General features: G+C 43.2%; 18 protein-coding genes. 3 read left to right on the top strand and 15 right to left on the bottom strand.

What is annotated here, in order from left to right:
* The first annotated feature begins 10 nt into the window (after positions 1 to 10).
* Positions 11 to 1,822 (top strand): MutS-related protein, encoded by a 1,812-nt coding sequence (locus PQ469_RS07565; protein ID WP_274212398.1) that lies wholly within the window; start codon positions 11 to 13, stop codon positions 1,820 to 1,822.
* Between the two features lie 636 nt (positions 1,823 to 2,458).
* Here the strand turns inward: PQ469_RS07565 and PQ469_RS07560 are convergent.
* From PQ469_RS07560 to PQ469_RS07530, 7 genes are all read right to left on the bottom strand, one after another.
* Positions 2,459 to 5,005, bottom strand: coding sequence for a TonB-dependent receptor (locus tag PQ469_RS07560; RefSeq protein WP_274212397.1), 2,547 nt, complete (start codon positions 5,003 to 5,005; stop codon positions 2,459 to 2,461).
* 130 nt (positions 5,006 to 5,135) lie between these two features.
* Positions 5,136 to 6,107: an acyltransferase family protein gene (locus PQ469_RS07555; protein ID WP_274212396.1), complete on the bottom strand. Its 972-nt coding sequence runs from the start codon at positions 6,105 to 6,107 to the stop codon at positions 5,136 to 5,138.
* A 44-nt stretch (positions 6,108 to 6,151) separates the two neighbouring features.
* Positions 6,152 to 6,676 (bottom strand): hypothetical protein, encoded by a 525-nt coding sequence (locus tag PQ469_RS07550; RefSeq protein WP_274212395.1) that lies wholly within the window; start codon positions 6,674 to 6,676, stop codon positions 6,152 to 6,154.
* Positions 6,677 to 6,708: 32 nt separating this feature from the next.
* Entirely contained in the window at positions 6,709 to 6,918 is a 210-nt protein-coding gene (locus tag PQ469_RS07545) for a cysteine-rich CWC family protein (RefSeq protein WP_274212394.1), read from the bottom strand.
* A gap of 373 nt (positions 6,919 to 7,291) precedes the next feature.
* Positions 7,292 to 9,664 carry a ribonucleoside-diphosphate reductase subunit alpha gene (locus tag PQ469_RS07540; RefSeq protein ID WP_090645134.1) on the bottom strand — a complete coding sequence of 791 codons (2,373 nt, stop codon included), beginning with the start codon at positions 9,662 to 9,664 and terminating at the stop codon, positions 7,292 to 7,294.
* Positions 9,665 to 9,832: 168 nt separating this feature from the next.
* A complete protein-coding gene (locus PQ469_RS07535; protein ID WP_274212393.1) occupies positions 9,833 to 10,804 on the bottom strand; it encodes a ribonucleoside-diphosphate reductase small subunit in 972 nt (323 codons plus the stop codon).
* A 584-nt stretch (positions 10,805 to 11,388) separates the two neighbouring features.
* Positions 11,389 to 11,751: a methionine-R-sulfoxide reductase gene (locus PQ469_RS07530; RefSeq protein WP_274212392.1), complete on the bottom strand. Its 363-nt coding sequence runs from the start codon at positions 11,749 to 11,751 to the stop codon at positions 11,389 to 11,391.
* A gap of 161 nt (positions 11,752 to 11,912) precedes the next feature.
* Between PQ469_RS07530 and PQ469_RS07525 the strand changes: the two genes are divergently transcribed.
* On the top strand, positions 11,913 to 12,473 hold the full coding sequence (locus PQ469_RS07525; RefSeq protein ID WP_274212391.1) for a hypothetical protein: 561 nt from the start codon (positions 11,913 to 11,915) through the stop codon (positions 12,471 to 12,473).
* Between the two features lie 126 nt (positions 12,474 to 12,599).
* Here PQ469_RS07525 and PQ469_RS07520 read toward each other — a convergent pair whose 3' ends face one another.
* From PQ469_RS07520 to PQ469_RS07485, 8 genes are all read right to left on the bottom strand, one after another.
* Positions 12,600 to 14,144, bottom strand: a complete 1,545-nt coding sequence (locus PQ469_RS07520; protein WP_274212390.1) for a serine hydrolase domain-containing protein — start codon at positions 14,142 to 14,144, stop codon at positions 12,600 to 12,602.
* 191 nt (positions 14,145 to 14,335) lie between these two features.
* On the bottom strand, positions 14,336 to 15,214 hold the full coding sequence (gene sucD, locus PQ469_RS07515) for a succinate--CoA ligase subunit alpha (RefSeq protein ID WP_274212389.1): 879 nt from the start codon (positions 15,212 to 15,214) through the stop codon (positions 14,336 to 14,338).
* Between the two features lie 234 nt (positions 15,215 to 15,448).
* Positions 15,449 to 15,721, bottom strand: a complete 273-nt coding sequence (locus PQ469_RS07510) for an RNA polymerase sigma factor (protein WP_274212388.1) — start codon at positions 15,719 to 15,721, stop codon at positions 15,449 to 15,451.
* Between the two features lie 11 nt (positions 15,722 to 15,732).
* Positions 15,733 to 16,326: a cupin domain-containing protein gene (locus tag PQ469_RS07505; RefSeq protein ID WP_274212387.1), complete on the bottom strand. Its 594-nt coding sequence runs from the start codon at positions 16,324 to 16,326 to the stop codon at positions 15,733 to 15,735.
* 242 nt (positions 16,327 to 16,568) lie between these two features.
* Entirely contained in the window at positions 16,569 to 18,044 is a 1,476-nt protein-coding gene (locus PQ469_RS07500; RefSeq protein ID WP_274212386.1) for a glycoside hydrolase family 30 protein, read from the bottom strand.
* A gap of 181 nt (positions 18,045 to 18,225) precedes the next feature.
* Positions 18,226 to 18,555, bottom strand: coding sequence for a hypothetical protein (locus PQ469_RS07495; protein WP_274212385.1), 330 nt, complete (start codon positions 18,553 to 18,555; stop codon positions 18,226 to 18,228).
* A 116-nt stretch (positions 18,556 to 18,671) separates the two neighbouring features.
* Positions 18,672 to 19,937, bottom strand: a complete 1,266-nt coding sequence (gene dctA / locus PQ469_RS07490) for a C4-dicarboxylate transporter DctA (protein ID WP_274212384.1) — start codon at positions 19,935 to 19,937, stop codon at positions 18,672 to 18,674.
* Between the two features lie 130 nt (positions 19,938 to 20,067).
* A complete protein-coding gene (locus tag PQ469_RS07485; protein WP_274212383.1) occupies positions 20,068 to 20,859 on the bottom strand; it encodes a hypothetical protein in 792 nt (263 codons plus the stop codon).
* Between the two features lie 319 nt (positions 20,860 to 21,178).
* Here PQ469_RS07485 and PQ469_RS07480 point away from each other — a divergent pair, with 319 nt between their 5' ends.
* Positions 21,179 to 24,112 carry a leucine--tRNA ligase gene (locus tag PQ469_RS07480; protein WP_274212382.1) on the top strand — a complete coding sequence of 978 codons (2,934 nt, stop codon included), beginning with the start codon at positions 21,179 to 21,181 and terminating at the stop codon, positions 24,110 to 24,112.
* Positions 24,113 to 24,172: the final 60 nt, after the last annotated feature.

Below are 24,172 nucleotides of genomic sequence, written 5' to 3'. Positions count from 1 at the left end.
TTTACCAGGTATGCAACAGGATATTATTAACAATTATGAACAACGCGCCAATGCCGCACAGCAGGAAGCCGCCAAATATAAAAAGCTTGCCAATACGTATTCGTTATTAAGGCTCAGCATCTTCGCGCTTATTGTTGTAGCCATCAGCATTGCCGTGCAGCAGGATAATTTTACCATTGTGGCCGTGGCTTTTGTGGTACTTGTTTTTGCGTTTGCGTGGCTGGTATCACGCCAAAGCCGGTTCGAAAAACTTAAACAGTACTACGACGATTTGCAAAAAGTAAACCTGAACGAAATCGCCAGCAGCATCCAAACCCATGCCAATATGTATAACGATGGCACCCGCTTTGGTAACGAGAAGCATTTTTACACCTCCGACCTGGATATTTTCGGCAACGCCTCCCTGTACCAGTTGGTTAACCGCACAGCTACATCTACAGGCAATAACAAACTTGCCGAATGGTTTGATAAGCCGGCTACCAAACTCACCATTCTACAGCGGCAGGAGGCTGTTAAAGAAATAGCTACCAAAAACGATTGGAAGCTTTCGGTACAAACTCTATTGGTATTTGCCATTCAGCAGGATGTAAATCAGCTTAAAAACCTTTTCAAATACCTGCACCTTCCGCTTGATATGCCCGGCGAAAAATGGCTTGCCATGTATACCAAAATAGCGCCATATTTGTTTACCGGTGTTTTAATACTGGCCTGGTTTATCCCTTACGCCAGGCTGGCGGCCATTATAATAGGTATTGCTAACATGGGCATCGTATTCTCTAAAGCCATGTACATTAGCAAAGCTGATATGATTGCCGGTAAAATTGGCGATACCCTGGCCAAATACGCCGATGTATTTAAACAGGCAGAAGACGAGCCCTGGCAAGCCAGCTATAATGCCTCGCTTGCCGGATTGTTAAAAACCAGCCAAACTTCCAACAAAATAAAAGAGTTAGCCAACCTGATCAACAAACTCAATTATCACCTTAACATGATTGTCGGTTTTGTGCTTAACCTGTTCTTTTTGTGGGATATCCGTCAGGTAATAGCTATCGAAAACTGGAAACGCCGGAATAACGATAGCCTGGAAGCCGCTTTTGATGTCATCGCCGAATTTGAAGCACTTATCAGCCTGGCAAGCCTCACCATTAATTACCCCGACTGGGCTTACCCGCAAATTGAAGATAAGCCAGGTTACACACTTATTGCCCAATCACTTGCTCACCCGCTTATTGAAGCCACTAAACGCATCGAAAATAATTATGAGCTGGAAGATACCCATAAGATAGATATTATCACAGGCTCAAATATGGCGGGCAAGAGCACTTTTTTGCGCACCATAGGTATAAATACCGTACTGGCGCTTTGCGGCGCTCCTGTGTGCGCTAAAAGCATGCGGGTATCGGTTATCACCATCATTAGCTACATGCGCATTAAAGATTCACTTAACGAAAGCACATCAACCTTTAAGGCCGAGCTCGACCGCCTGCAAATGTTGCTGGCCGCGGTAGAAAACGAGCCCAAGATATTTTTCCTGATAGATGAAATGCTGCGCGGCACCAACTCTGTTGATAAATACCTCGGTTCCAAAGCCGTGATCGAACAACTGATCCGCAAAAATGCTGTGGGTATGGTGGCCACTCACGATTTACAAATTGCCCGCCTGGAAGATAAATACCCAGATTATGTACGCAACTTCTACTTCGATATCCAGGTAAAAGACGGCGAAATGCTGTTTGATTACAAGATAAAGCACGGTGAATGCAAAACTTTCAACGCCTCGCTGTTATTGAAACAGATAGGGATTAATGTGGAGGCAGAGTAGAATCAACAATTAAGAGTCAAGAATCAAGACGCCTCCGGAACGGCATTGCGAATATACTTCAGAATGATCCTAAAAAAATAGGGATGACGCGTTTGCTTTAGAGCCTCACAACAACCATGTCATAGCGAGTATCCATCAGCTTCGGCTGGAAAAAACAGTAATGACATGGTTGCAAATGGGGTTATTCTGGGTACCATCAGATTTGCGCTTCCTTTTAAAAAGCGGTGGAAAAGTGCGATTCCCCTCTTGAGAGGGGCGGAGGGGTGTGTTATGCACGCACAATGAAACGCGGAAAAACACACCCCTGCCAACGCACCTCCTACCGCGCCCCCTCTCGAGAGGGGAATAAAAAATACATTTGATAATCAACGTATTATAATCATGTCATTATAAGCGCAGCGTGGCAATCGCGAACCGTGCAGATCCGCCCTGTATAGTCCGCGATTGCTTCGTTCCTCGCAATGACATAGATTATTAAAAAAATATCGCTGACAATCAGCATTTTGCGAACACCTCACTATAAGGAGTAGCGACATGGCATCAATGTAACTATAAGTAAAAAAGAGCCGGAAGATTAACTCTCCCGGCCCTGCTATTTTCAAAAAGTCTTGATTCTTGACTCTTGACTCTAAAGTCTTATCTTCCTCCTGATGGTGTGCCACCCTGGCCACCACCCTGATCGCCTTGTTTAAGGTCATCGTTGTTTACGCCTTTTTTCTGTTGTTGCGGGTTGCTGAAGCTTAGTTTACCAAAGCTGTAGCTAAACGTTATACCGAAAGAGCGGAAAGGGAACGCGGTTGAGCTTTTTAACGAAAATGCGTCGCTGCTTATGTTTTGGTCGAAGTGTTTGTCGCGGGCAAATGGCTGAACGGTGTTAAAGCCGATAGCCAGTTTTTTATCCATAAACTGTTTCTTTAAACCAAAGGCATAAATACCGAATGCCGGGCTGGTACCTTGTATGGTACGGCGGGCCGAGTTGGTAAAGCCAAACAATTCGGCCAAAAAGTTATGCGGAAACTGGTATGATGCACTTCCGAAAGCCGAGTATTGGAAATAAACACCCGTTGCCGAAGCCTTATCTTTATAAGCATCAAATATGGTTGGGTTATAGGTATAACCATTGATGCTTGCCCGTATGGTTAAAGGTTTTATCGGGTTTATCGACCCAAAGAAACTTGCGCCAAACGAATTATTTTTACCAATGTTTTGATAAGCGGTACGGGTAGCATGTACTACCTGGTTATGGATGGTTTCGGTCAGTGTATCAGCGATACCCTCAATCATGTTGTTGGTATTTTTATAATAAACCGAGAAGTTGATCACCGATGATTTAACGAATTTGTTAATGTTCAGTTCTATGGTTTGCGATACTTCGGGCGCCAGGTTTACGTTACCAACCGTTTGGCTTTGTATGGAACTGCGGTTAATAAACGGATTTAAAAACTGCAGGCTTGGCCTTTGTATACGCTTGCTGTATGATAATTTAAGCGTTTGGCTGCCCAGTTGTTTCTGTATGGTCAGGCTCGGAACATAAGTTGTATAGCTGGTGCTAAATGGGCTTAAGTTCTGGTACAGATCGCCCACCTTATCCGGATCCTGGTAAGGATTCTGCGGGTCGCCTTTTATCCTGGTGTTTTCAACACGGCCACCTACCAGTAACGAATAGCTTTTTGGTAAAGTGAAGGTTAAAACAGTATAACCGGCGTATACGTTCTGGTTATAATCATACAGGTTCGAGTTCAATGAATCGCGAATGGCATTGTTGCCGCTGTTATCTGTATCAAATATATCGTAGTTACTGTTTATGCGGCGTTGTATGGTTTTACCGCCGGCCTCAATTTTTACTACTTTGCTTACAGGCAAAGTATAATCGGCCTGGAAAGTATATTCGTTGTTTTTACCATCGTTATTTCCCTTTTGGCTTGGGTTAACTGCTGTAAACAAGCTGTTGTAGTCTGTTTTGATAATGCTATGGCTCCATTGGCCCGAAAGCGTAAACTCCTCCCCTTCTTTTTTAAACTTGTGCGTATAATCAAGGTTCCAGTCAAAACCACCAAAATGATTGTGCGATTGGGTTGTACTTGTGTATTGGGTTAAAATACTCCCGGCTTGTATATTATTAATACCGTTTCCGGCAATATTAAAACCACCATCATTAAGTCTGAAGGTACTGTTAAAGCTGTTGAACGCATTAACCTCGTACCCCATAGTTACTGAGCTTATGACGCCATGCCTTTTAATACGGCTTGTCGAGTTGTTAAAGTTATGGCGGGTTATACTTCCATCAGCACCTTTAAACTGCTGATCGAACGTGGTTGTTGATGTTTGCGGCCAGGTTAAGTTACCGCCGGCATTAATGCCCAGGCTAAACCTGTTTTTATTATAGTTAAGGTTAATGTTACCGTTGTTTTGGCGTGTACCCACACCACCGCTTACCGAGCCGCTGATGCCTGATACATTTTTTTGCTTGGTAATGATGTTGATGATACCACCAGAGCCTTCCGCATCATATTTTGCAGATGGAGATGTTACCACCTCGATGCTCTTGATCTGATCGGCAGGGATGGTTTTTAAAACATCGGATAAACTGGCCGATGTGGCGCCGGATGGTTTACCGTTAATCAAAACTTTAACATTCTGATCGCCGCGGATTGATACGTTACCGTTAATATCCACGTTTACCAAGGGTACTTTTTGCAACACATCTGTAGCGTTACCGCCTGCAGATGTAAGGTCTTTTTCGGCGTTATAGACAATTTTGTCTATCTTGTTTTCTACCAGCGGTGCCTGACCAACGACATTAACGGTTGCCAGTGTCTTTGATCCTGGCGACAAATAAACCGTATTCAGTTTTGCATCGGGTTTTGAAGCCGTAGTTACCACAGGATCTATCGTTTTTGATGGATAACCAAGAAAAGAAATAAGGAGTTTGTAGCTCCCAGGCTTTACATTGTCTATCTTAAAATTACCTTTCGAGTCGGTTAAAACACCATTTATGGGCGATTTACCGCCACTGCGATACAGACCTACAGATGTATAATCCATAGGTTGTTTGGTAACAGAATCAATAACAGTACCAGATATGCGGCCAACAACTGTGGGGCCGCCGCCACCTACCCCAAATTGAGCTTTAGCCGAAACGGCAAAACAGAATAGAAGTATAAAAAAGTAAAAACGTTTCATTTATAAAGATTTTGGTAATTGGAGGCGAAAATACTTCAAATGTTACACCCCAATCCTTTATTTTTTTGATAAAATGCTAATTGTCATGTACATGTTACACTAAGATGAGATAACGGCAAACGATAATAAACTATATGTTATAATTCACTTGTTTTGATAATTTCAAACAAGGCTTCTCAACCAGTAAATAAAATCCCCAGGCAAACAAAATGCTCACGCCAAGGCCTGTTAAGAACTCTATTCCTTTAAAAAACAGTGATTTCGGCAACAGCATACCCAGGTAAACAACCAGGTTACTGCCAATGATATCATGGGTGAGGTACAGCGAAAATGAAATTTTAGAAAGAAAGCTGATAACAGGGTAACTTTTTAAAGGCAACAACAATATACCCAGGGCAAGTAATGCCGCGCAGGTTTGCGCCAAACCAACCGAATACACGCTGCAAGCGGTAATTAAAATACCAAAAACAAGCACATCATTTAAAGTTTTTCCTTTTACCTTATATAAATAATACAAAATACCCAGCGCAAACACCGGGAAGCTATTGATTAAAGTGTTGCCTGGCACCTTTAAAAATACCGGTAAAATATTTAACAGCAATAACAGCCAAGCCCCCCGTTTACCTGTAAACCATGGAAAACACAGCGCTACAAATAGGTAAAACTGAAATTCGATGCCCAACGTCCAATAAACGGGGCTTAAGTATGGCTGCCCCAAAAAGCTATTAAGATAGGCCAGGTGACAAACCGCGTTAACCCAATCGGGACAGTAATGGGCCACCCAAAAAAAGTTCATGATAATGGCCATCACTATCGAGATGATATACGGCGGTTCGATACGGACAACCCGTTTAAGGATAAAGCGGCTACTCAGCTTCCAGCTATAATTTTCGGGAATAGCCCAGCAAATGATAAAGCCCGATAACAGGAAAAACATATAAACGCCCAGCCAGCCGTAATTTAAAACCGGTAAGGTTTTACCACCCAAATGGTACAGCGTTACAACCAGCGAAGCAATCGCCCGGATATAATCAACCTGTTGAATGTGCGGTTTTTGTTTGATGCTGATAGCGGCCATGGTTAACCGGAAATTATTTGGCACTAAGATATCCTTTTTACGTTATGAGAGGAGATTGATGGAGGTAATCAATCGGCCGTTTGAAATATGCCATCTAATAATTGATCGCCCAATAAAAAGTCATTGCCGGTGATAATTCCCCGGGGAAGTGGCCTGCTTAGTAGGTCCTTGTCCAGAATAGCTATGTTGTTTACATAAAGAATGTTTTTAATTTGATCTTCAACCACTGTTAATGAAGTATCTTTCACAAATCCCGTATCGTCTGATTTAAGAAAACCCCAGCTTTTTAACTCACCGTTTATTATACACGAAACTTGTCCATAGGCAGCAACAGGCGCACACAAATTAATATAAAGCAAAACAGCGTTTTGCTGATTTTCAGATTTGGTTAAATAACATAGAAAACCAATAAAGTTAGACATCTCTCCATCTTGTGTTATATAGGATTCGAAAGCAATGTTGTTTCTAAACTGGTTGACAAGATCACCGTAATAGATGTTGATACCATCATCAGTTTTATTTCTGTCGATTGGCCAATCATCCCTGTAAGGCAGCCAGTTTAGGATTCTATTAAGCTCTTCGTTTGTTAGCATCGCATGCTAAAATAAAGAAATACAGGCCAACATCAAACTGAGCCTATCCCTACCCTATACTCCTGCTGCACAACAAGGAGGCAATTAGCACATAAACAGCCCTCGTACAGTTCACTCACATACTGCACCTCGTTTAGCGTAAGCTGCACGGTACTGCACTGGCACTTGGTGAATGAATTGGCTTTACATTCAAAAGGCGCCTCGCAGCGTTCGCAACGGATGATTTCGTGTTTGGGGTGCATTTTTTAGTCCGGAAGTCGGGAAAGTCCGGAAGTCCGAAAGTTGTTTTGTCAAAGGTCGACAAGTTTGATAGCAAATAAAAGCTTTCCAGATCATTATAATGTAAAAGAGAGGAAGTCGGAAAGTCGGAAAGATCAGAAGTCGGAAAGTTCAGAAGCTAACGGTAGGCTAAATATAAAAGACCAATGAGCTACGAAGCTTACCGGTCTTTTTATCTTTCGGACTTTTCCGACTTTCGGACTTTCCGGCTTTCGGACTTTTCCAACTTTCGGACTTTCCGACTACTAATAATGTAAAAGACCGGTAAGCTACTAAACTTCCGGTCTTCTTTTATCTTTCGGACTTCCCGACTTTCGGACTTTCCCGACTAAAAACTTACGCTGAACAAGTAACGCAACCCTCTTCCATCGAGCAGCTTGGGCCTTCTGGTACGTTGTCGGCCATTTGGTCTACATGGTCAGGTATAACCGGCTCCATGTTTGATCCGCCCTGGTTTTCAACCGTAAACTTAACAGCTTGCGAAGCAGCTTGTGTACGCAGGTAGTACATACCTGTTTTTAAGCCTTTTTTCCATGCGTAGAAGTGCATTGAAGTTAATTTTGAGGCGTTTGGCGCGTTGATGAACAGGTTTAATGACTGCGACTGGCAAACATAAGCCCCCCTATCGGCAGCCATATCAATGATGTTACGCATCTTAATTTCCCAAACTGTTTTGTACAGTTCTTTAATAGCTGATGGTATCTCGGCAATATCCTGAACAGATCCGTTTGCGGTGATGATCTTATCTTTCATAGCAGGTGTCCACAAGCCAAGGTTAACCAAATCGCGCAGCAGGTATTTGTTTACCACAATAAACTCACCGCTTAATACACGGCGGGTGTAAATGTTTGAGGTATATGGCTCAAAACACTCGTTGTTACCTAATATTTGTGAAGTTGATGCTGTTGGCATCGGCGCTACTAACAGTGAGTTGCGCACACCATGGTTCATTACATCAAGGCGCAGGTTTTCCCAATCCCAACGGGTGCTGGCAGGTGCTACGTTCCATAAATCAAACTGGAATTTACCTTTTGATAATGGAGAACCCTGGAAGGTTTCGTAAGGACCATCTTTGATAGCCAAATCTTTTGAAGCCGTCATGGCCGCAAAGTAAATGGTTTCAAAAATCTCTTTATTCAGTTGTTTAGCTTCATCACTTTCAAACGGCATACGCAGCTGGATGAAAGTATCTGCCAAACCTTGCACTCCTAAACCAATAGGGCGGTGACGCAGGTTGGAGTATTCGGCTTCTTTAACCGGGTAGTAGTTATAATCGATGATCTTGTTCAGATTTAAAGTAGCCTGGTAAGTAACATCATATAGTTTGTTATGATCAAACGTGCCATTGTTAATGTAGCGTGGCAATGCTAATGAAGCCAGGTTACAAACCGCAATTTCGTTAGCATCGGTGTACTCCATAATTTCGGTACAAAGGTTTGAGCTTTTGATAGTACCTAAATTTTGCTGGTTCGATTTACTGTTGGCAGCATCTTTATATAACAGGTATGGTGTACCGGTTTCAACCTGGGCATCCAATACTGCAAACCACAATTCCTGTGCTTTGATGGTACGGCGTGCACGGCCTTCTTTTTCGTATTTGGTGTAAAGGGCAACAAACTCATCGCCAAAACAATCGGCCAGGCCTGGTGCTTCGTGCGGGCAGAAAAGGCTCCACTCTTCGTTGGCCTCAACGCGCTGCATAAATAAGTCAGATACCCAAAGGGCGTAAAACAAATCGCGGGCGCGCATTTCTTCTTTACCGTGGTTTTTACGCAGATCTAAAAATTCAAAGATATCTGCATGCCATGGCTCTAAATAAATAGCGAAAGCGCCTTTACGTTTGCCGCCACCCTGGTCAACATAACGGGCGGTATCGTTAAATACGCGCAGCATTGGAATAATACCGTTGCTGGTGCCGTTTGTACCGCTGATGTATGACCCTGTAGCACGCACATTGTGAATGCTTAGGCCTATGCCACCTGCGCTTTGCGATATTTTTGCTGTTTGTTTTAAAGTATCGTAAATACCATCAATGCTATCATCTTTCATGGTTAACAGGAAGCATGACGACATTTGTGGTTTTGGAGTACCGGCATTAAATAAAGTAGGTGTAGCGTGTGTAAACCAACGCTCGCTCATCAGGTGATAAGTTTTGATGGCGCTCTCTACATCCTCTTTATGGATACCAACAGATACGCGCATAAACAGGTGCTGCGGGCGTTCAACAATTTTACCATCTACCTTTAACAGGTATGATTTTTCAAGGGTTTTAAAACCAAAATAGTCAAAACCAAAGTCGCGGTCGTAAATGATGGTGCTGTCTAATAATTCGGCATTTTTCTCAATCACTTCCCAAACATCATCAGCAATTAACGATGCGTTTTTGCCGGTTTTGCTATCCACGTAGTTGTACAGGATACGCATAGTTTCAGAGAACGACTTGATGGTGTTCTTGTGCAGGTTTGATACCGCAATACGTGACGCCAGTAAAGCATAATCAGGATGCTTCGTCGTTAGTGATGCGGCAGTCTCGGCAGCAAGGTTATCAAGTTCTGATGTGGTTACCCCATCAAACAAACCTTCAATTACCTTTTTTGCCACATCAATTGGGTCAACCAGGTTGAACCCGTAGCACAGTTTTTCAATCCGTGCCGTGATTTTGTCGAATTTTACCGACTCTTTTCTACCGTCTCTTTTTACTACCAGCATTTTTTTTTCAGTATTTAGTAGTTAGTATCAAGTAGCAAGACCTGAACCAACTCGTTTACGTATATATATTATTAACTCTTATTCTTTATTAACCGGGCGTTGATTAGGCAAACTTTGTTGACCACCGAACCTCTATTTGTAATCTGACTTAGTATCTTGATACTACTCTTAGAAATCTTCGTCAAGCGAAAACGCTTTGCTTTCGGCATTGTTTAATACGCCGCTTTTTTGGTAATCGCCAACACGTTTTTCGAAGAAGTTGGTTTTGCCCTGCAGCGATATCATTTCCATGAAGTCGAAGGGATTGCTGGCGCCGTAATGTTTTTCGTAACCAAGTTCGCCAAGCCATCTGTCGGCAACAAACTCAATGTACTGGCCCATCATTTTGGCGTTCATGCCAATCAGGTTAACAGGCAGCGCGTCGGTAACAAATTCTTTTTCTATTTCAACCGCATCGGTAATGATCTTGGTAACAGCTTCGGCGCTCAGGCGCTTGTTAAGCATTTTGTATAATAAACATGCAAACTCGCAGTGCGAACCTTCGTCACGTGAGATTAGCTCGTTACTGAAGGTCAGTCCCGGCATCAGGCCGCGTTTTTTAAGCCAGAAGATTGAGCAAAAGCTTCCCGAGAAGAAAATGCCTTCAACAGCTGCAAATGCTACCAAACGCTCGGCAAAGTTGCCGTTGTTTATCCAACGTAGCGCCCATTCGGCTTTTTTGGTAACACATGGAATGGTATCAATAGCATGAAACAGGCGGTCTTTTTCGGCCGGGTCTTTGATATAGGTATCAATTAACAGCGCATAAGTTTCTGAGTGGATGTTTTCCATCATGATCTGGAAGCCGTAAAAACAACGGGCCTCGGGCAACTGCACCTCGCTCATGAAATTCACGGCCAGGTTTTCGTTCACAATACCATCGCTGGCGGCAAAGAAAGCCAGTATGTGCGAAATAAAATGCTTCTCGCCCGAATTCAGGTTTTCCCAATGCTTCATATCGTCCGAAAGATCGATCTCCTCGGCTGTCCAGAAACTGGCTTCAGCCTTTTTATACATTTCCCAAATAGCCGGATACTTAATAGGCAGTATCACAAACCTGTCCTTGTTCTCTTTCAGTAATATTTCGTCTTCCTGTATCATAGGGGCACCTGTTTTTTTTCGTTTTATTGTTTACTTAGTGACATCAGACACCAACACCGGCCTTATTAAAAAATAAAGCTTTCATTTTGCTGCGACATGGCTTACAAATCACAGTTTTTAGTATGTAAATTCCTGACAGTTAAGTGTTTGCATTACTGGATGATGAATACATCCGACTGTCTGTTGAATACCTTTTTATTACCTTGTAGAACAAAGTTAATGTTTGAGTTGGTATGGTGTTAATGATAGTTTTTAACAAAGGCCCGAGTTATTAACACTTTGTCGATTTATTTTAAACGGGGCTTTGTTGAAAGAAATTTAATACACTTGATTACAGCCAATTAAAATCGCCCGGTCAAATGCATGGCTTAAAAACAGGACCGAACCAATAATTTAACATTACAAATTACTTTACTTAACACAGACAGTTATTGAAAAATAGACAACGCCTTTGCTAAAGGCTGGTATCAATCTCTAAATCGGGCTGAAAAAGCGGCCCAAAAAACCAAATGTGGATAAACAAAATGCCCCGCGGGATAAAACCAAACGGAGCATTCCTAAAAGTTTTAAGAAAGTTGTTGCGCTCAACCTGCCGGAACAAATTTCATTGACACTGAGTTTACGCAATGACGGGTGTTTTTTGGGGTGAGGTATTCGCCTTCGAAAACGTGGCCCAGGTGGGCGCCGCAATTGGCGCATACAATCTCAACCCGGCGTCCATCTGCATCGGGTACCCTTTTTACAGCACCTGGAATCTCGTCGTCAAAACTTGGCCAGCCGCAATGCGATTCAAATTTCGACTCTGAAGTGTACAGCGGTGTATCACAGCGTTTACAAACGTACAGGCCTTGCGCATGATTATTTAATAACGAACCGGTAAATGGCCTTTCGGTACCTTTATGCAGTATAATATATTCTTCTTCGGGTGTTAACTTATTGTATTCCATTTTAATTATTGAATGACTGAATTATTGAATTAGTGATTGAGAAAATCACCGTTTTGCTACATAAATATACGACAATTAAGGGGGATTGGATGTTTTGGGGTGATGTTTACATTGGGTTGACGTACACAATAAATACCAAAAATTACGGTTATCTTGCTACCATGAATCCATACCTCCTATTATTGGCGTTTGTGTTTACAGTTGGTAAACCAAAACATGATTGGGCTTTAGCTTCCTCGGTTCACATACATGAACAGATGACTGATACCCCGAGGCTGGCTATTTTAAACCTGGAAAAAAACCTGGTCAGTAGTTATTTTGACGAAGGCTCAAAGCCCACCGGACTTTCGCCGGATGAAATAGAAAAAGTAAATCTTTTGATTAACGAGGCGGTTACCCAATATAATATCGATAGCGAAAAAATTTACAAGCAAAACCTGGCAAATACAAAAAAGTACCCAGGCTCGGTTGCTTATGACCCGAAGATCAAATCGCCATCCACCTACTACAAACAAATTGTTGCTGTGACTAATGCAAAGGACGAAAAAGAAGTTTGGGTAAATTGCTTTTGTAAATTAGATGACTGGCGCCCCGACAATGACAAAAATTATTGGCGAAAAAATATTGTCAGGATAATGGACGGAGGAAGCTGTTACTTCAACTTAAAGATAAACCTAACCACCGGAACTGTTATTTGGTTTAGAGTAAACGGAGTGGCCTGACCCGACATAAACTACTGTCGTGTCAACAATAATGACGGATGTTCTTATAGCCCAAAGCCTTAAGTTCTAAGTCAAAAGAGAAAAAAACAACTTTAGACTTATGACTCAGAACTGTTTGACTTAACATTACGGCGTCACTACATCCAAATGGTACTCTTGTATCAGCGGAGGATTTTCGGGCGTCAATGTAAAGCTTACTTTAATATTGGCGTTCTCCCCTTTAATAATAAAATAACCGCGCAACTGGTTTTCCGGCACTACATCGCCAACACTTACCGTTTTACCGGCTTTGGCAAAGGCGGCAGCGGCAGCAACTTTTAATTTATCAGGAAAGTAATCCATAAAAAAGTTATCAGCAAAAATGCCGCTTTCTTTGGCTTTGCTCCAATCGGCAATAACTTTTAACAGGTCGTTTTTGCGTTGCTCCAATATTAATGATGCCGGCAGCTGGCGGGGTTTTATACCCGTTAAGGCCATAATGGTATCCAGCACCTGCGTATTGGGATAACCGGCCCGCGCATAGGTTAAATTGGCAAACGACACTACGCCGATACCATAATCGGTCATAATAGTCCATTGGCTGCCAAAGCCCGGTAAACCGCCGGTATGGCCAATATAAACACGGTTATCGCAATCCTTTGCCCAGCGCAGCCCATAAGCATAAGCGCTTACATTGGGGCAAGGGCGGCCTGTGGTTGTTTTGGCATTGGCTGTTAAATAGTTTACATCCCAGGGATACTGCATTTCGCGGATGGAGCTGCGTTTAACAGGGCCGGTTTCGGCATCGTCCCTTGGCGGCCAGGCATCCAGGTGCAGGGCCATGTAAATACTAAAATCCTCAATTGTGGTAATCAAGCCACCCATGGCACCGTAAGCGCCATCGTGCAGCAAGGGCTGCTCAACCCATTTATCATCCAGCCAGCGGTAGCCCAGGGCCAGTTGCTCTTTTGGTACTTTGGTATATTCCCAGTAGGTATGCGTCATACCCAGTGGCTTCAGAATGTTATCGTTAATATAAGTCTCATAGGTTTTGCCCGATACTTTTTTGATGATGTAACCCAGTGTGGCAAAACCCAGGTTGCTGTACTCATAACCCTGCCCGGGGTTATTGGAAAAGGAAACGCCTTTTTTGTATATGGCCACCAGTTCGGCATCGCTTACGGCCAGTTGCCTGTCGCCCCAGGGATTATCTTCCGGGTAACCGGCAGCATGGGTAAGCAGGTGGCGTATGGTTATGGGCGTAGCATCTTTAGTAAGGTATTTAGTACCCTTCATTTCGGGAATATACAGGTAAGCCGGATCATCCAGCTTGAGCTTCCCCTCATCGCGAAGCTTTAAAATGGCCATGGCGGTAAGGCTTTTGGTCATGGATGCAATACGGAAGGCTGATTTTGGCGTAGCCGGTACTTTATTTGGCACATCGGTATAGCCCAGGCCCACGGTATGCACCAGTTTACCATCCACAATAATACCATAGGCAACACCTGGCCAATGATTATCTTCGGCATATTTTTTATAAATCTGGTCTATAACCGGGTAAGTGGCTTCTATCTTTTTCAGCCTGTCGGGATCGGTAAAGGTTGCGGGTTTATAGGTTTGGGCGGTGGCTGCTGCGCAACAGGCGGATAATAAAATTATGCTGAATATTTTATACAGATGTTTTGCGATCATGGTGATGTTTTGAAGCTGATGTTTTAAAAATAATGATTTTTCAGCACTGTCTGAATCAGAATTCTCAGAATTTGAGAATTTTCAGAATAGAATACTTCATAAAATAAAAAATCCCGGCCAAAACTGACCAGGATTTAAATATGTTTACTTGCGAACCTTTCGCCTTTAACCTTTTAGCTTTCGCCTCAGACTTAAGCTAACTTAGCCAATTCCTCAGCCATAGCAGCGCCAATTTCGGCAGGCGATTCTACTACGCGGATACCGCACTCGGTCATAATTTTCATTTTGGCTGCAGCTGTGTCGTCGGCACCGCCAACAATTGCACCTGCGTGGCCCATACGGCGGCCCGGAGGCGCTGTTTGGCCAGCAATAAAGCCAACAACCGGTTTAGTACCAAATTCTTTAATCCAACGGGCTGCATCAGCTTCCATACCACCACCAATTTCGCCAATCATGATAATGCCGTGTGTATCCGGATCATTCATCAGCAATTCAACAGCTTCTTTAGTTGGGGTGCCTATGATCGGGTCGCCGCCAATACCTATGGCAGTAGTGATACCCAAACCGGCCTTAACCACCTGATCAACCGCTTCATAAGTTAAGGTACCCGATTTTGAAACTACGCCTACATTACCCTTTTTGAAGATAAAGCCAGGCATAATGCCAATTTTACTTTCGTCGGCAGTAATAATACCGGGGCAGTTAGGGCCAATAAGGCGCGCGTCCTTATCGGTTAAATATTCTTTTACCGCAATCATATCCTTTGTAGGGATACCTTCGGTAATACAAACAATAACTTTAATACCGGCCTCGGCAGCCTCCATAATGGCATCGGCGCCAAAAGCAGGGGGTACAAAAATGATAGATACATCGGCGCCGGTTTGGTCAACCGCGTCTTTAACAGTATTAAAAACAGGCCTGTCCAAATGGCTTTGGCCACCTTTGCCAGGTGTAACACCACCAACAAGCTGGGTACCGTAAGCAATCATCTGCTCGGCATGGTAGCTGCCCTCTTTACCGGTGAAACCTTGTACAATAACTTTTGAATCTTTATTTACCAGAACACTCATTGGTTTTTTTCGTTTAGTACGGCAAATCTAAAGTTTTTGGCCGAATGTCAAACCCCATAATAATTTAATAGCAGAATAATTTAGAAATGATAACATAAAAGTGACGTTTTGATATTGATCAGTTATAACTGCAATGCCTGTTTCTAAGTTTTTTCTGGGTGCCATAAGGTCATATCTATAGCAACGGGTGCTGCTTAATCACGCCCATAGGAGATGCGCGGGTAAAACCAAGCTTTAGGTTATTTGTGCCTGCGACGCCCGGTTCCTGGCTATCCCGGCCATCCAGATCAACAGGCGTTTATCCTGTTGGTGATAGGATTGGATGTTTGCCCAAATCTCCAATATGGTATTTGCCAGTATTTCCTCTGCTATTTGCCTGTCGCTGATATGGCAGCAAATGATTTTAAAAAGGGTTGCTGCATAGCTATCATATAAGGCGCCAACACTCGAAGGATCGCGATTCTCCATAGCACCGATGAGTTCTTTTTCTGAAAGAGTTGTTTCCATCAAATTCAAAATCAGGCAAAGCGGTGTTGCAAAATAGCGATAACGTAGGGAGATAGTATCTCTATATCATGATTAACATATAACGGAATTTCCAGGTGATCGCCAGGATTAAGCGTAAATACTTTATCGCCAACGGTACAGGCGCATTGCCCTTTCAGTATAAAAAAGCTCTCAGCTACCTCTTCATGAATCTCTTCGGGCACATTCAGTTTAGTTACTACCAGGGTTTGGGCAATATGCTCATCCTGGCGCAGCAGGTGAGCAAAAAAATCGTCAAAAGGTTCAGCAGGTAAAAGGTGTTCAACTGCGCTAAGCCAGGCAGTATAGCTGGAGTATTCGTCGGTCGCGGGTAAATTTTCTATATCGATGATGTCGCCTGGGAAACCCAATGCTGCCAATATGCTATTCCTGAGCCTTGCGGGAGGAGTAATGGCAGCTCGTTCGGCAAGTTTCTCAATCGTATCTTCAATTTTTTCCAACTCCTGCCTAATCATGGGATGTTCTCGGCTTAAAGCCACCACCTCCCCAGCTTTTTCCTCATCAAAAACATTAAAACAATGCTGTTCAAGGCTACCACTGTTAATATAGTCGTTGATATCTATCATAATTGGGGAATCAGGGTATCATGAGTTAATTGATTGCGGTAACCCCGGCCGGTAATCAGGTTCAGGCTAACGTGCAAATATAAAAAAAGTATTATATACCAGTTGCAGCATACTGGTTTAACCTACTCTTTATCAGTGTAAGCCAGCAGTGCCAGCAATGCAGGCGTATTATAAGCCGGCTTTCCACCTTTCAGCCATTGTGCCATCTGCGAAGATCTATTATAAGGCAATCATATTCATTTTCACTTGCTGCCTGCCAATAAAAATGTATTAAACGAATCAGCCTTTAGTAACGGGCTGATTGTTTTATTACCCAGCTTGATATTCACCATTTTGTCGGCATCCCCATCGTTTTGTATAACGATAACTACGCTGTTATCGGGATTTTTAAAGGCCAGCAAATTGTTAAATGTGCCGCTTGCCGTCAACAGCTTTGCGCCGGGCTTAACATAGTGACTCAGGTGCTTAAGCAGGTAATATTCGTAGTTAAACTTATAGGTGCGACCGGTGGTATCTACACTCACCAACGAGTTTTGCCGCCAGCCCCAGTGACTGATTCCGCCCTCTTTTAACGCAATATTCCAATACATGTAAGCGTTTGCGCCGCTGTTAAAATAATGTTTCATTAAATCCCAGGTATAACGGCAGTATTTCCAATCGTTTTGGCCATCGCCGCATTCCTGCTCGCTTTGGTACAGGGCAAGATTTGGATACCGTTGATGAATACCTGCTATGGCACCTTTACCGGCCCACTGAAAACCAACGCCTTTAATGTACTTAGCGCTTTCGGGGCTGGTTAGCAGGGTGTCTGTCAGTTTTTCGTTGGCGCGTTCAACCGTTCCGAAAAATACGTTTACTCCACGTTGTTCCATTTGAGGGCCAAGGTAGCTTACAAATTTGGCCAACCCATGTGCCGTCCAGGTGCAGCTTGGGAATACCTGTGCCGAATTAAACTCGTTTTGTGGCATCACCATGCCTATTTTAACGCCCTGTTGTTTATAGGCATCAACAAATTTGCCAAAGTATTTGGCATAGGTTTTAAAATATTGATCGTCCTGTATAAACATGTCGGTACCTTCTTTACCAACCTGGTCGGGTTTCAGGCCATTCTCTGCATTTGAGAAATCCATGCCGGTTAGTTTTATACCACGTTCCTCGTATTTTTTTATCATCTCCTTAGTAGGGATCATAGCGGCGGCATAATGCTTATTCTTTTTCATCCATTGCGGGGGGCTCCAGGGCGATGCCCATAGCTTAAGGGCCGGATTGAATTTTTGGGCATCTTTTATAAACGGCACCAGGGTATGCATATCATGCGCTATACTAAAATCCTTGAGTTCAAAATCGCCTTCGGTTTCATCGTAGGAGTACCAGTTGAGCGAAAAATCATTGGCGCCAACCGGCATCCGGCAAATAGTAAAGTTGGCACCTACACCGGGAGCAAATAACTCTTTCATGATGGCCTGCCTGTCTTTAACGCTCAGCAATTGCAGCGAGGTGTAACCGAGTTCGTTAAAACATCCTCCAAAACCATTAATGGTTTGCTTTGTACCTGCCGGCAATATTTCGACATCGACAGCATTGCTTTCACCAGCAACAGTTTTCAGATTGCTAACAGCCCAATGATCTGTTTTGGTAGTGGAAACCCATGTTACCTTTTGCGCAATCGATTGCAAACCAATACCTATAGTTACCAATAACAGGATAGTTTTTTTCATGATGATCTTATTTCTTTGTGTATCAAATACCAACTATCGTTTGATAGTCAGCCTGTTTATAAATGGCTTACAATTGAATAGAATCAATTGTGTTTTATTGACACAATGATAATTAAAAATTCCAATTTTAAAAAAAAGAAAAAATACATTTTACCGGCAGCTGAAAGCTGCCAGCAGGCTCTTAAGCAGGATTTGGTTTGGCGGTAATTTTCTTCCAGATGGAAAACCCGCCGTACACAAACATCAAACCAATAAACACGTATACCCAAACGGAAATATTGCGCCCGGCGATGATGAGGTAAAGATAAGGCAGGCTAAAACTAAGCGACGCAAGCAGCAAAGGAATAAGGATAGGTTTTTTGGCCCTGAAAACTTTGATCACCCAGCCCAGGAACGAAAAAAAACAGATCTTACTAACTAAATAAAGAATACCGATAAGCAAAGGATCAACCTCGTGCTTCTCCCCTAAGGCAATAACCCAGTCTTTAATAAGCGTGATATAATCCGTCATATATTGCAAGTTATACATTAACTGGTATATGTGGTGCCTGTCTACTAATTTATATCGTCAAAACCCAGGTTTTTTTATCAAAAGTAAGATCCGGGTCCTAATCAAAAGTTCCCCCTTCAGGGGGTTAGGGGGCTAAACTCCCCTTCGCTCTTCGCAATCACAATAGTAGCCACCCCGTTGCCAATCACATTGGTAATAGCCCGCGCTTCCGACATAAACCTATCCACCCCAATCAATATGGCCAGCCCCTCCACCGGGATAATTTTTATAGCCGCAAGCGTACTACTCAGCACAATAAACCCGCTGCCGGTAACACCTGCTGCACCCTTAGAGGTAACCATGAGGATGCCAATTATAGTTAACTGCTGCGCCAGCGACAAAGGCACATTAAAAACCTGCGCTAAAAATATCACACACATAGACAGGTAAATAGTAGTACCATCTAAATTAAAGGAATACCCCGTTGGGATAACCAACCCCACTACCGATTTGGAACAGCCAAACTTTTCCAGCTTTTCCATCATGGCAGGCAGGGCCGATTCGGAAGAAGAGGTACCTAACACAATCAGTATTTCTTCTTTAATATATTTAAGATATTGCCACAGGCTGAATTTATAAATGCGGCAAATGATATTGAGCACCACAAAAATAAACAGGAACATCGTTAGGTAAACCGACCCCATCAATATAGCCAGCGGCTGTAAGGTTTTTACACCGTACTTGCTAATAGTAAATGCCATCCCCCCGAAAGCGCCCAAAGGAGCAACCTTCATCACTATTTTCATGATATTAAAAAACACTTTAGATAGTTTATCAAACAAACTGATAACCGTTTGCCCGGTTTCGCCCATACGACTCAGACCAACGCCAAACAGGATGGCAAAAAACAAGATCTGCAAAATATCGCCTTTGGCAAAGGCTTCAAATACGTTACCGGGTACTATATGGGCTATAAAATCGCCCCAGTGCATTTCAGATGCTGCTTTTTCATACACGGCCAGTTTACCCGTTGTATCGGTAATGTTATGGTTTTGAAAACCGGCACCCGGTTTAATGATATTGGCAACCGTAACACCTATAATAAGAGCAAAAGAGGTTACTATTTCAAAATAAAGCAAAGCCTTCCCTCCTACCCGGCCAACCTTTTTCATATCGCTCATACCGGCAATACCCAGCACAATGGTAAAAAATATGATGGGCGCTATCAGCATAGTGATCAGGCTGATGAAGGTTTTGCTGATCAGTTCGGCGGTTGGAGCAAAACCTTTAAAGTTTAGGCCTACCACTACGCCCAGGGCAATGGCTACAAGCACCTGGAAGGTGAGATTTGAAACGAGGCGAAGCCCCCTACCCCCCTGAAGGGGGAACTTTTTGACTGGCATGAACTATCAGATAGTGTTATATTAAACAAGTATACGATTTTGGAGTTGTAGTTTGTTCAAAACGCCTGTTAACAAAAATCCCCGCTTACCAAATAAAGGCAACCGGGGATTTCATATGAGCGAAGGTTGTTTATAATACCTGGCCTGTTTTAATATTTATGGTGAATTTCTTTCCGTTAATGCTAAACTGGGCTTTATGGTTACCTATAAAGGAAATTGTACCGCTGTAGTTCCAGGTTTTCCCTTCATAGGTACCTTTGGTAGAAAAGGTGGCGTGGCCATCGGTTATATCAGTATCGGCAGCGCGGTCTATCATTAAGCCGGTAAGTTTAAAGTTGAAAGATGCGGATATAGCTTTTGCTTTCCCGGCCTCGGTATAAGTACCGTTTACATAAGCATTTAAAGTACCATCTAATTGAAGCTTTAAATTGCTTACACCAGGGTTAAGGCTTTTTAAAATGAAATTTTTGCCATATTTTTCGGTGATATTGGCACCGCCGCCAACTAATACCAGGTTTAAACTATCGTTAACCGTGATGCTCGACGGCTTGCTGTTTGTGCATAAAACTTCGTATTTGATTTTTTCCCAAAGGTCGAGTTTCGAAGTATCGCTATCGCCCAGTTTTAGCGAAAAGGCAGTATCAATCTTGAAACCGCAGCCAAAATTGCTGGCAGATTCGATCCTTGCTTTACCTTTTGACTTAAAAACAATATTGGATGGATAATCCAACCCGTCAGAAATGCTGAAACCACCTTGTTCGCCATATAAAGCCTGGCTAAGGTTTGAAGCAATCTCTGTGCTCACCAATGTCGGATCGGCCGTGTTTACAGGAGTGTTATCTTCTTTTAATTTGCTGCAACCAAAATAGGTTAGCACAATAGCCGCTGCGGCAATCAGGGTAAGTTTGTAATTGTGTTTCATGTTTAAGTTTTAAATATTCATTTCAAATTTAACGTTATTACGGCTAATTATAAAATAAGTTGAGTTTTTTTGGGTGCGGGTTTCCGGCTGCCTGGCCCGGGTACATAGGATCAGCTTTTCCGGTTTCGTTTGGGTGTTAAAAATGCGTGTAAGCGAAGAAAGTTCAGATTACAGATTCTGCCATTTCTGGTAACTCCATAATCCGATCCTGGCGACATATGCCATGAGCCCGGCACTTAAAACTGAACTAATCGCCAATAAACTACCATACTAATAGAGATTTTCTTAATTTCGCAACCTCATACGTATAACCAACAAAATGGACTATCAATTTAAAGATATAGAGCAAAAGTGGCAGCAATTTTGGGCCCAGAACAATACGTTTAAAGCCGAAGATAAAAGCGCCAAACCTAAGTATTATGTGCTGGATATGTTCCCCTACCCGTCGGGTGCGGGGCTGCATGTGGGCCATCCGCTGGGATATATTGCATCTGATATTTTTGCACGTTACAAACGCCTTAAAGGTTTTAACGTGTTGCACCCCATGGGTTACGATAGCTTTGGCTTACCGGCCGAGCAATATGCCATACAAACGGGACAGCATCCGGCGGTAACTACCGAAGAAAATATTGCTACCTATCGCCGCCAACTGGATCAGATTGGTTTCTCTTTTGACTGGAGCCGCGAAGTGCGCACCAGTTCGCCCGATTATTATAAATGGACCCAGTGGATTTTTATGCAGCTGTTTAACAGCTGGTATAATAAGGATGCCGACAAAGCCGAAAGCATTGCCAAACTGGTTGAACATTTTGAGCAAAAAGGATCGGCCGGTATTAATGCCATATGCGATGAAGAAATATTGAGTTTTACTGCCGCCGAATGGAAAGCGATGAGCAACCAGGACCAGCAGGCCGAACTATTGAAATACCGCCTTACCTACCTGCGCGAAAGTACCGTAAACTGGTGCCCCGCCCTTGGTACCGTATTGGCCAACGATGAGGTAAAAGACGGCTTCAGCGAGCGCGGCGGCTACCCTGTTGAACAAAAAAAGATGATGCAATGGAGCATGCGCATCACCGCCTATGCCGAAAGATTGTTGCAAGGCCTGGACACCATCGACTGGCCCGAGCCTTTGAAAGAAATGCAACGCAACTGGATAGGCAAAAGCACCGGTGCGTCTGTTCGTTTTCCAATAGATAAAACCACTCTCCACTCACAACTCACCACTAACTATATAGAGGTTTTCACCACCCGCGTGGATACCATTTTCGGTGTAACCTTTGTGGTGATAGCGCCCGAGCATGAGTTGGTGGCCAGTTTAACCACACCAGAGCAAAAGGCCGATATCGATGCCTATATAGCGGTAACCAAAAAGAAATCAGAGCTTGACAGGATGGCTGATGCCAAAACGGTATCGGGCGCCTTTACCGGCAGCTACGTTTTAAACCCGCTGAACGGCCAGCAAATCCCGATCTGGATTGCCGATTACGTACTGGCTGGTTACGGAACAGGCGCGGTTATGGCTGTGCCATCAGGCGATCAGCGCGACTATTTATTTGCAAAACATTTTAATTTGCCGATAGTGCAGATTCTCGACACTCAGAAAATAGATACCGAAGCCGACCCAACCAAGGAAGGCACTTACATCAACTCGGAATTCATGAACGGGTTGGATTATAAAGCCGGTACAGCTGCTGTAATTGCCAAACTGGAAGAGGTTGGCGCCGGTAAGGCAAAAATCAATTTCAGGATGCGCGATGCCATTTTTGGCCGCCAGCGCTACTGGGGCGAGCCGGTGCCGGTTTACTTTAAAGATGGATTGCCGCATTTAATTGAAGAAAGCCATTTACCATTGCTATTACCTGAAGTTGACAAGTATTTGCCTACTGAATCAGGCGAACCACCCTTGGGCAGGGCTGAAAACTGGAAACATCATGAAGGGGAATACGAACTAAGCACCATGCCTGGCTGGGCTGGCAGCAGCTGGTACTGGTATAGGTATATGGATGCAAAAAATGATAATGAATTTGCATCAAGAGAAGCCATTGAATATTGGAAAGATGTTGATTTATACATAGGTGGCAGCGAACACGCTACAGGTCACTTGTTGTATAGCCGTTTCTGGAACAAATTCCTGAAGGATATTGGTAAAGTGGTTGAGGAAGAGCCGTTCAAAAAACTGATTAACCAGGGGATGATACAGGGGCGCAGCAATTTTGTGCACCGTTTAATTTTTCAAACTGGAAATGATTTTGTTACTAAAGCTGTTGAAAACCCTGATTCCTACTTCCCTCTGTTCGTTTCTTACAACATAGCAAAAGCAATTTTACAAGGAAGTTATTCGCCTAATGATCTTAGAACAATAATTGCAGAAAATCTCGGCGATGATATTCTTGCTAAAATACCAATTACCACTTCTATGCACATTGCGACCACACACGTTGATGTGAACATAGTGGAGAATGAAATTTTAAATTTAGATAAATTTAGACTGTGGCGTCCAGAATATCATAATGCCGAATTTATATTAGAAAACGGCAAATACATCTGCGGTGTTGAAGTTGAAAAGATGTCAAAATCTAAATTCAACGTAGTCAATCCAGATGATATCATTAGCCGTTACGGCGCCGATACCCTGCGCATGTACGAAATGTTCCTTGGCCCGCTGGAGCAAAGCAAACCATGGAATACCAACGGTATCGAGGGTGTGTTTAAATTCCTGCGTAAGTTCTGGAGGTTGTTCCATAACGATGCCTGGGAATTTAGCGTATCGGGGGCCGAGCCTTCAAAAGCAGAGTTGAAATCGTTGCACAAGATCATTCGCAAGGTTGAGGAGGATATCGAGCGTTTTTCGTTCAACACTTCAGTATCCAGCTTTATGATCGCGGTAAATGAATTGACCGATTTGAAATGTAATAACCGTGCGATATTGCAGGATATGGTGATCATCCTATCCTCCTACGCGCCACACATTTGCGAGGAGTTATGGACTTTGCTGGGCAACCCGGCCGGTACATTATCTTACGCGCCGTTCCCTAAGTTCAACAGCGCTTATTTAATTGAGGATGATTTTGCTTACCCGATATCCATCAACGGTAAAATGAAAATGAACCTTAATATTCCGTTAAGCCTGGAGGTAAAAGAGATAGAAGAAACCGTATTGGCCAACCCCGATGTACAAAAATACCTCGACGGCAAAGCCCCTAAAAAGGTGATTGTTGTTAAAGGCCGGATTGTGAATATGGTGGTGTAGGTCCCCGCTTTGGATGTGCAGATGTGCAAATTTCAGATGTGCAGATGATGAAAAAAAATG

It is taken from the genome of Mucilaginibacter sp. KACC 22773 (assembly GCF_028736215.1).
Classification (GTDB): Bacteria; Bacteroidota; Bacteroidia; order Sphingobacteriales; family Sphingobacteriaceae; genus Mucilaginibacter.
The sequence above is the reverse complement of the archived record's forward strand: the minus strand, read 5'-3'. Positions and strand labels throughout refer to the sequence as shown.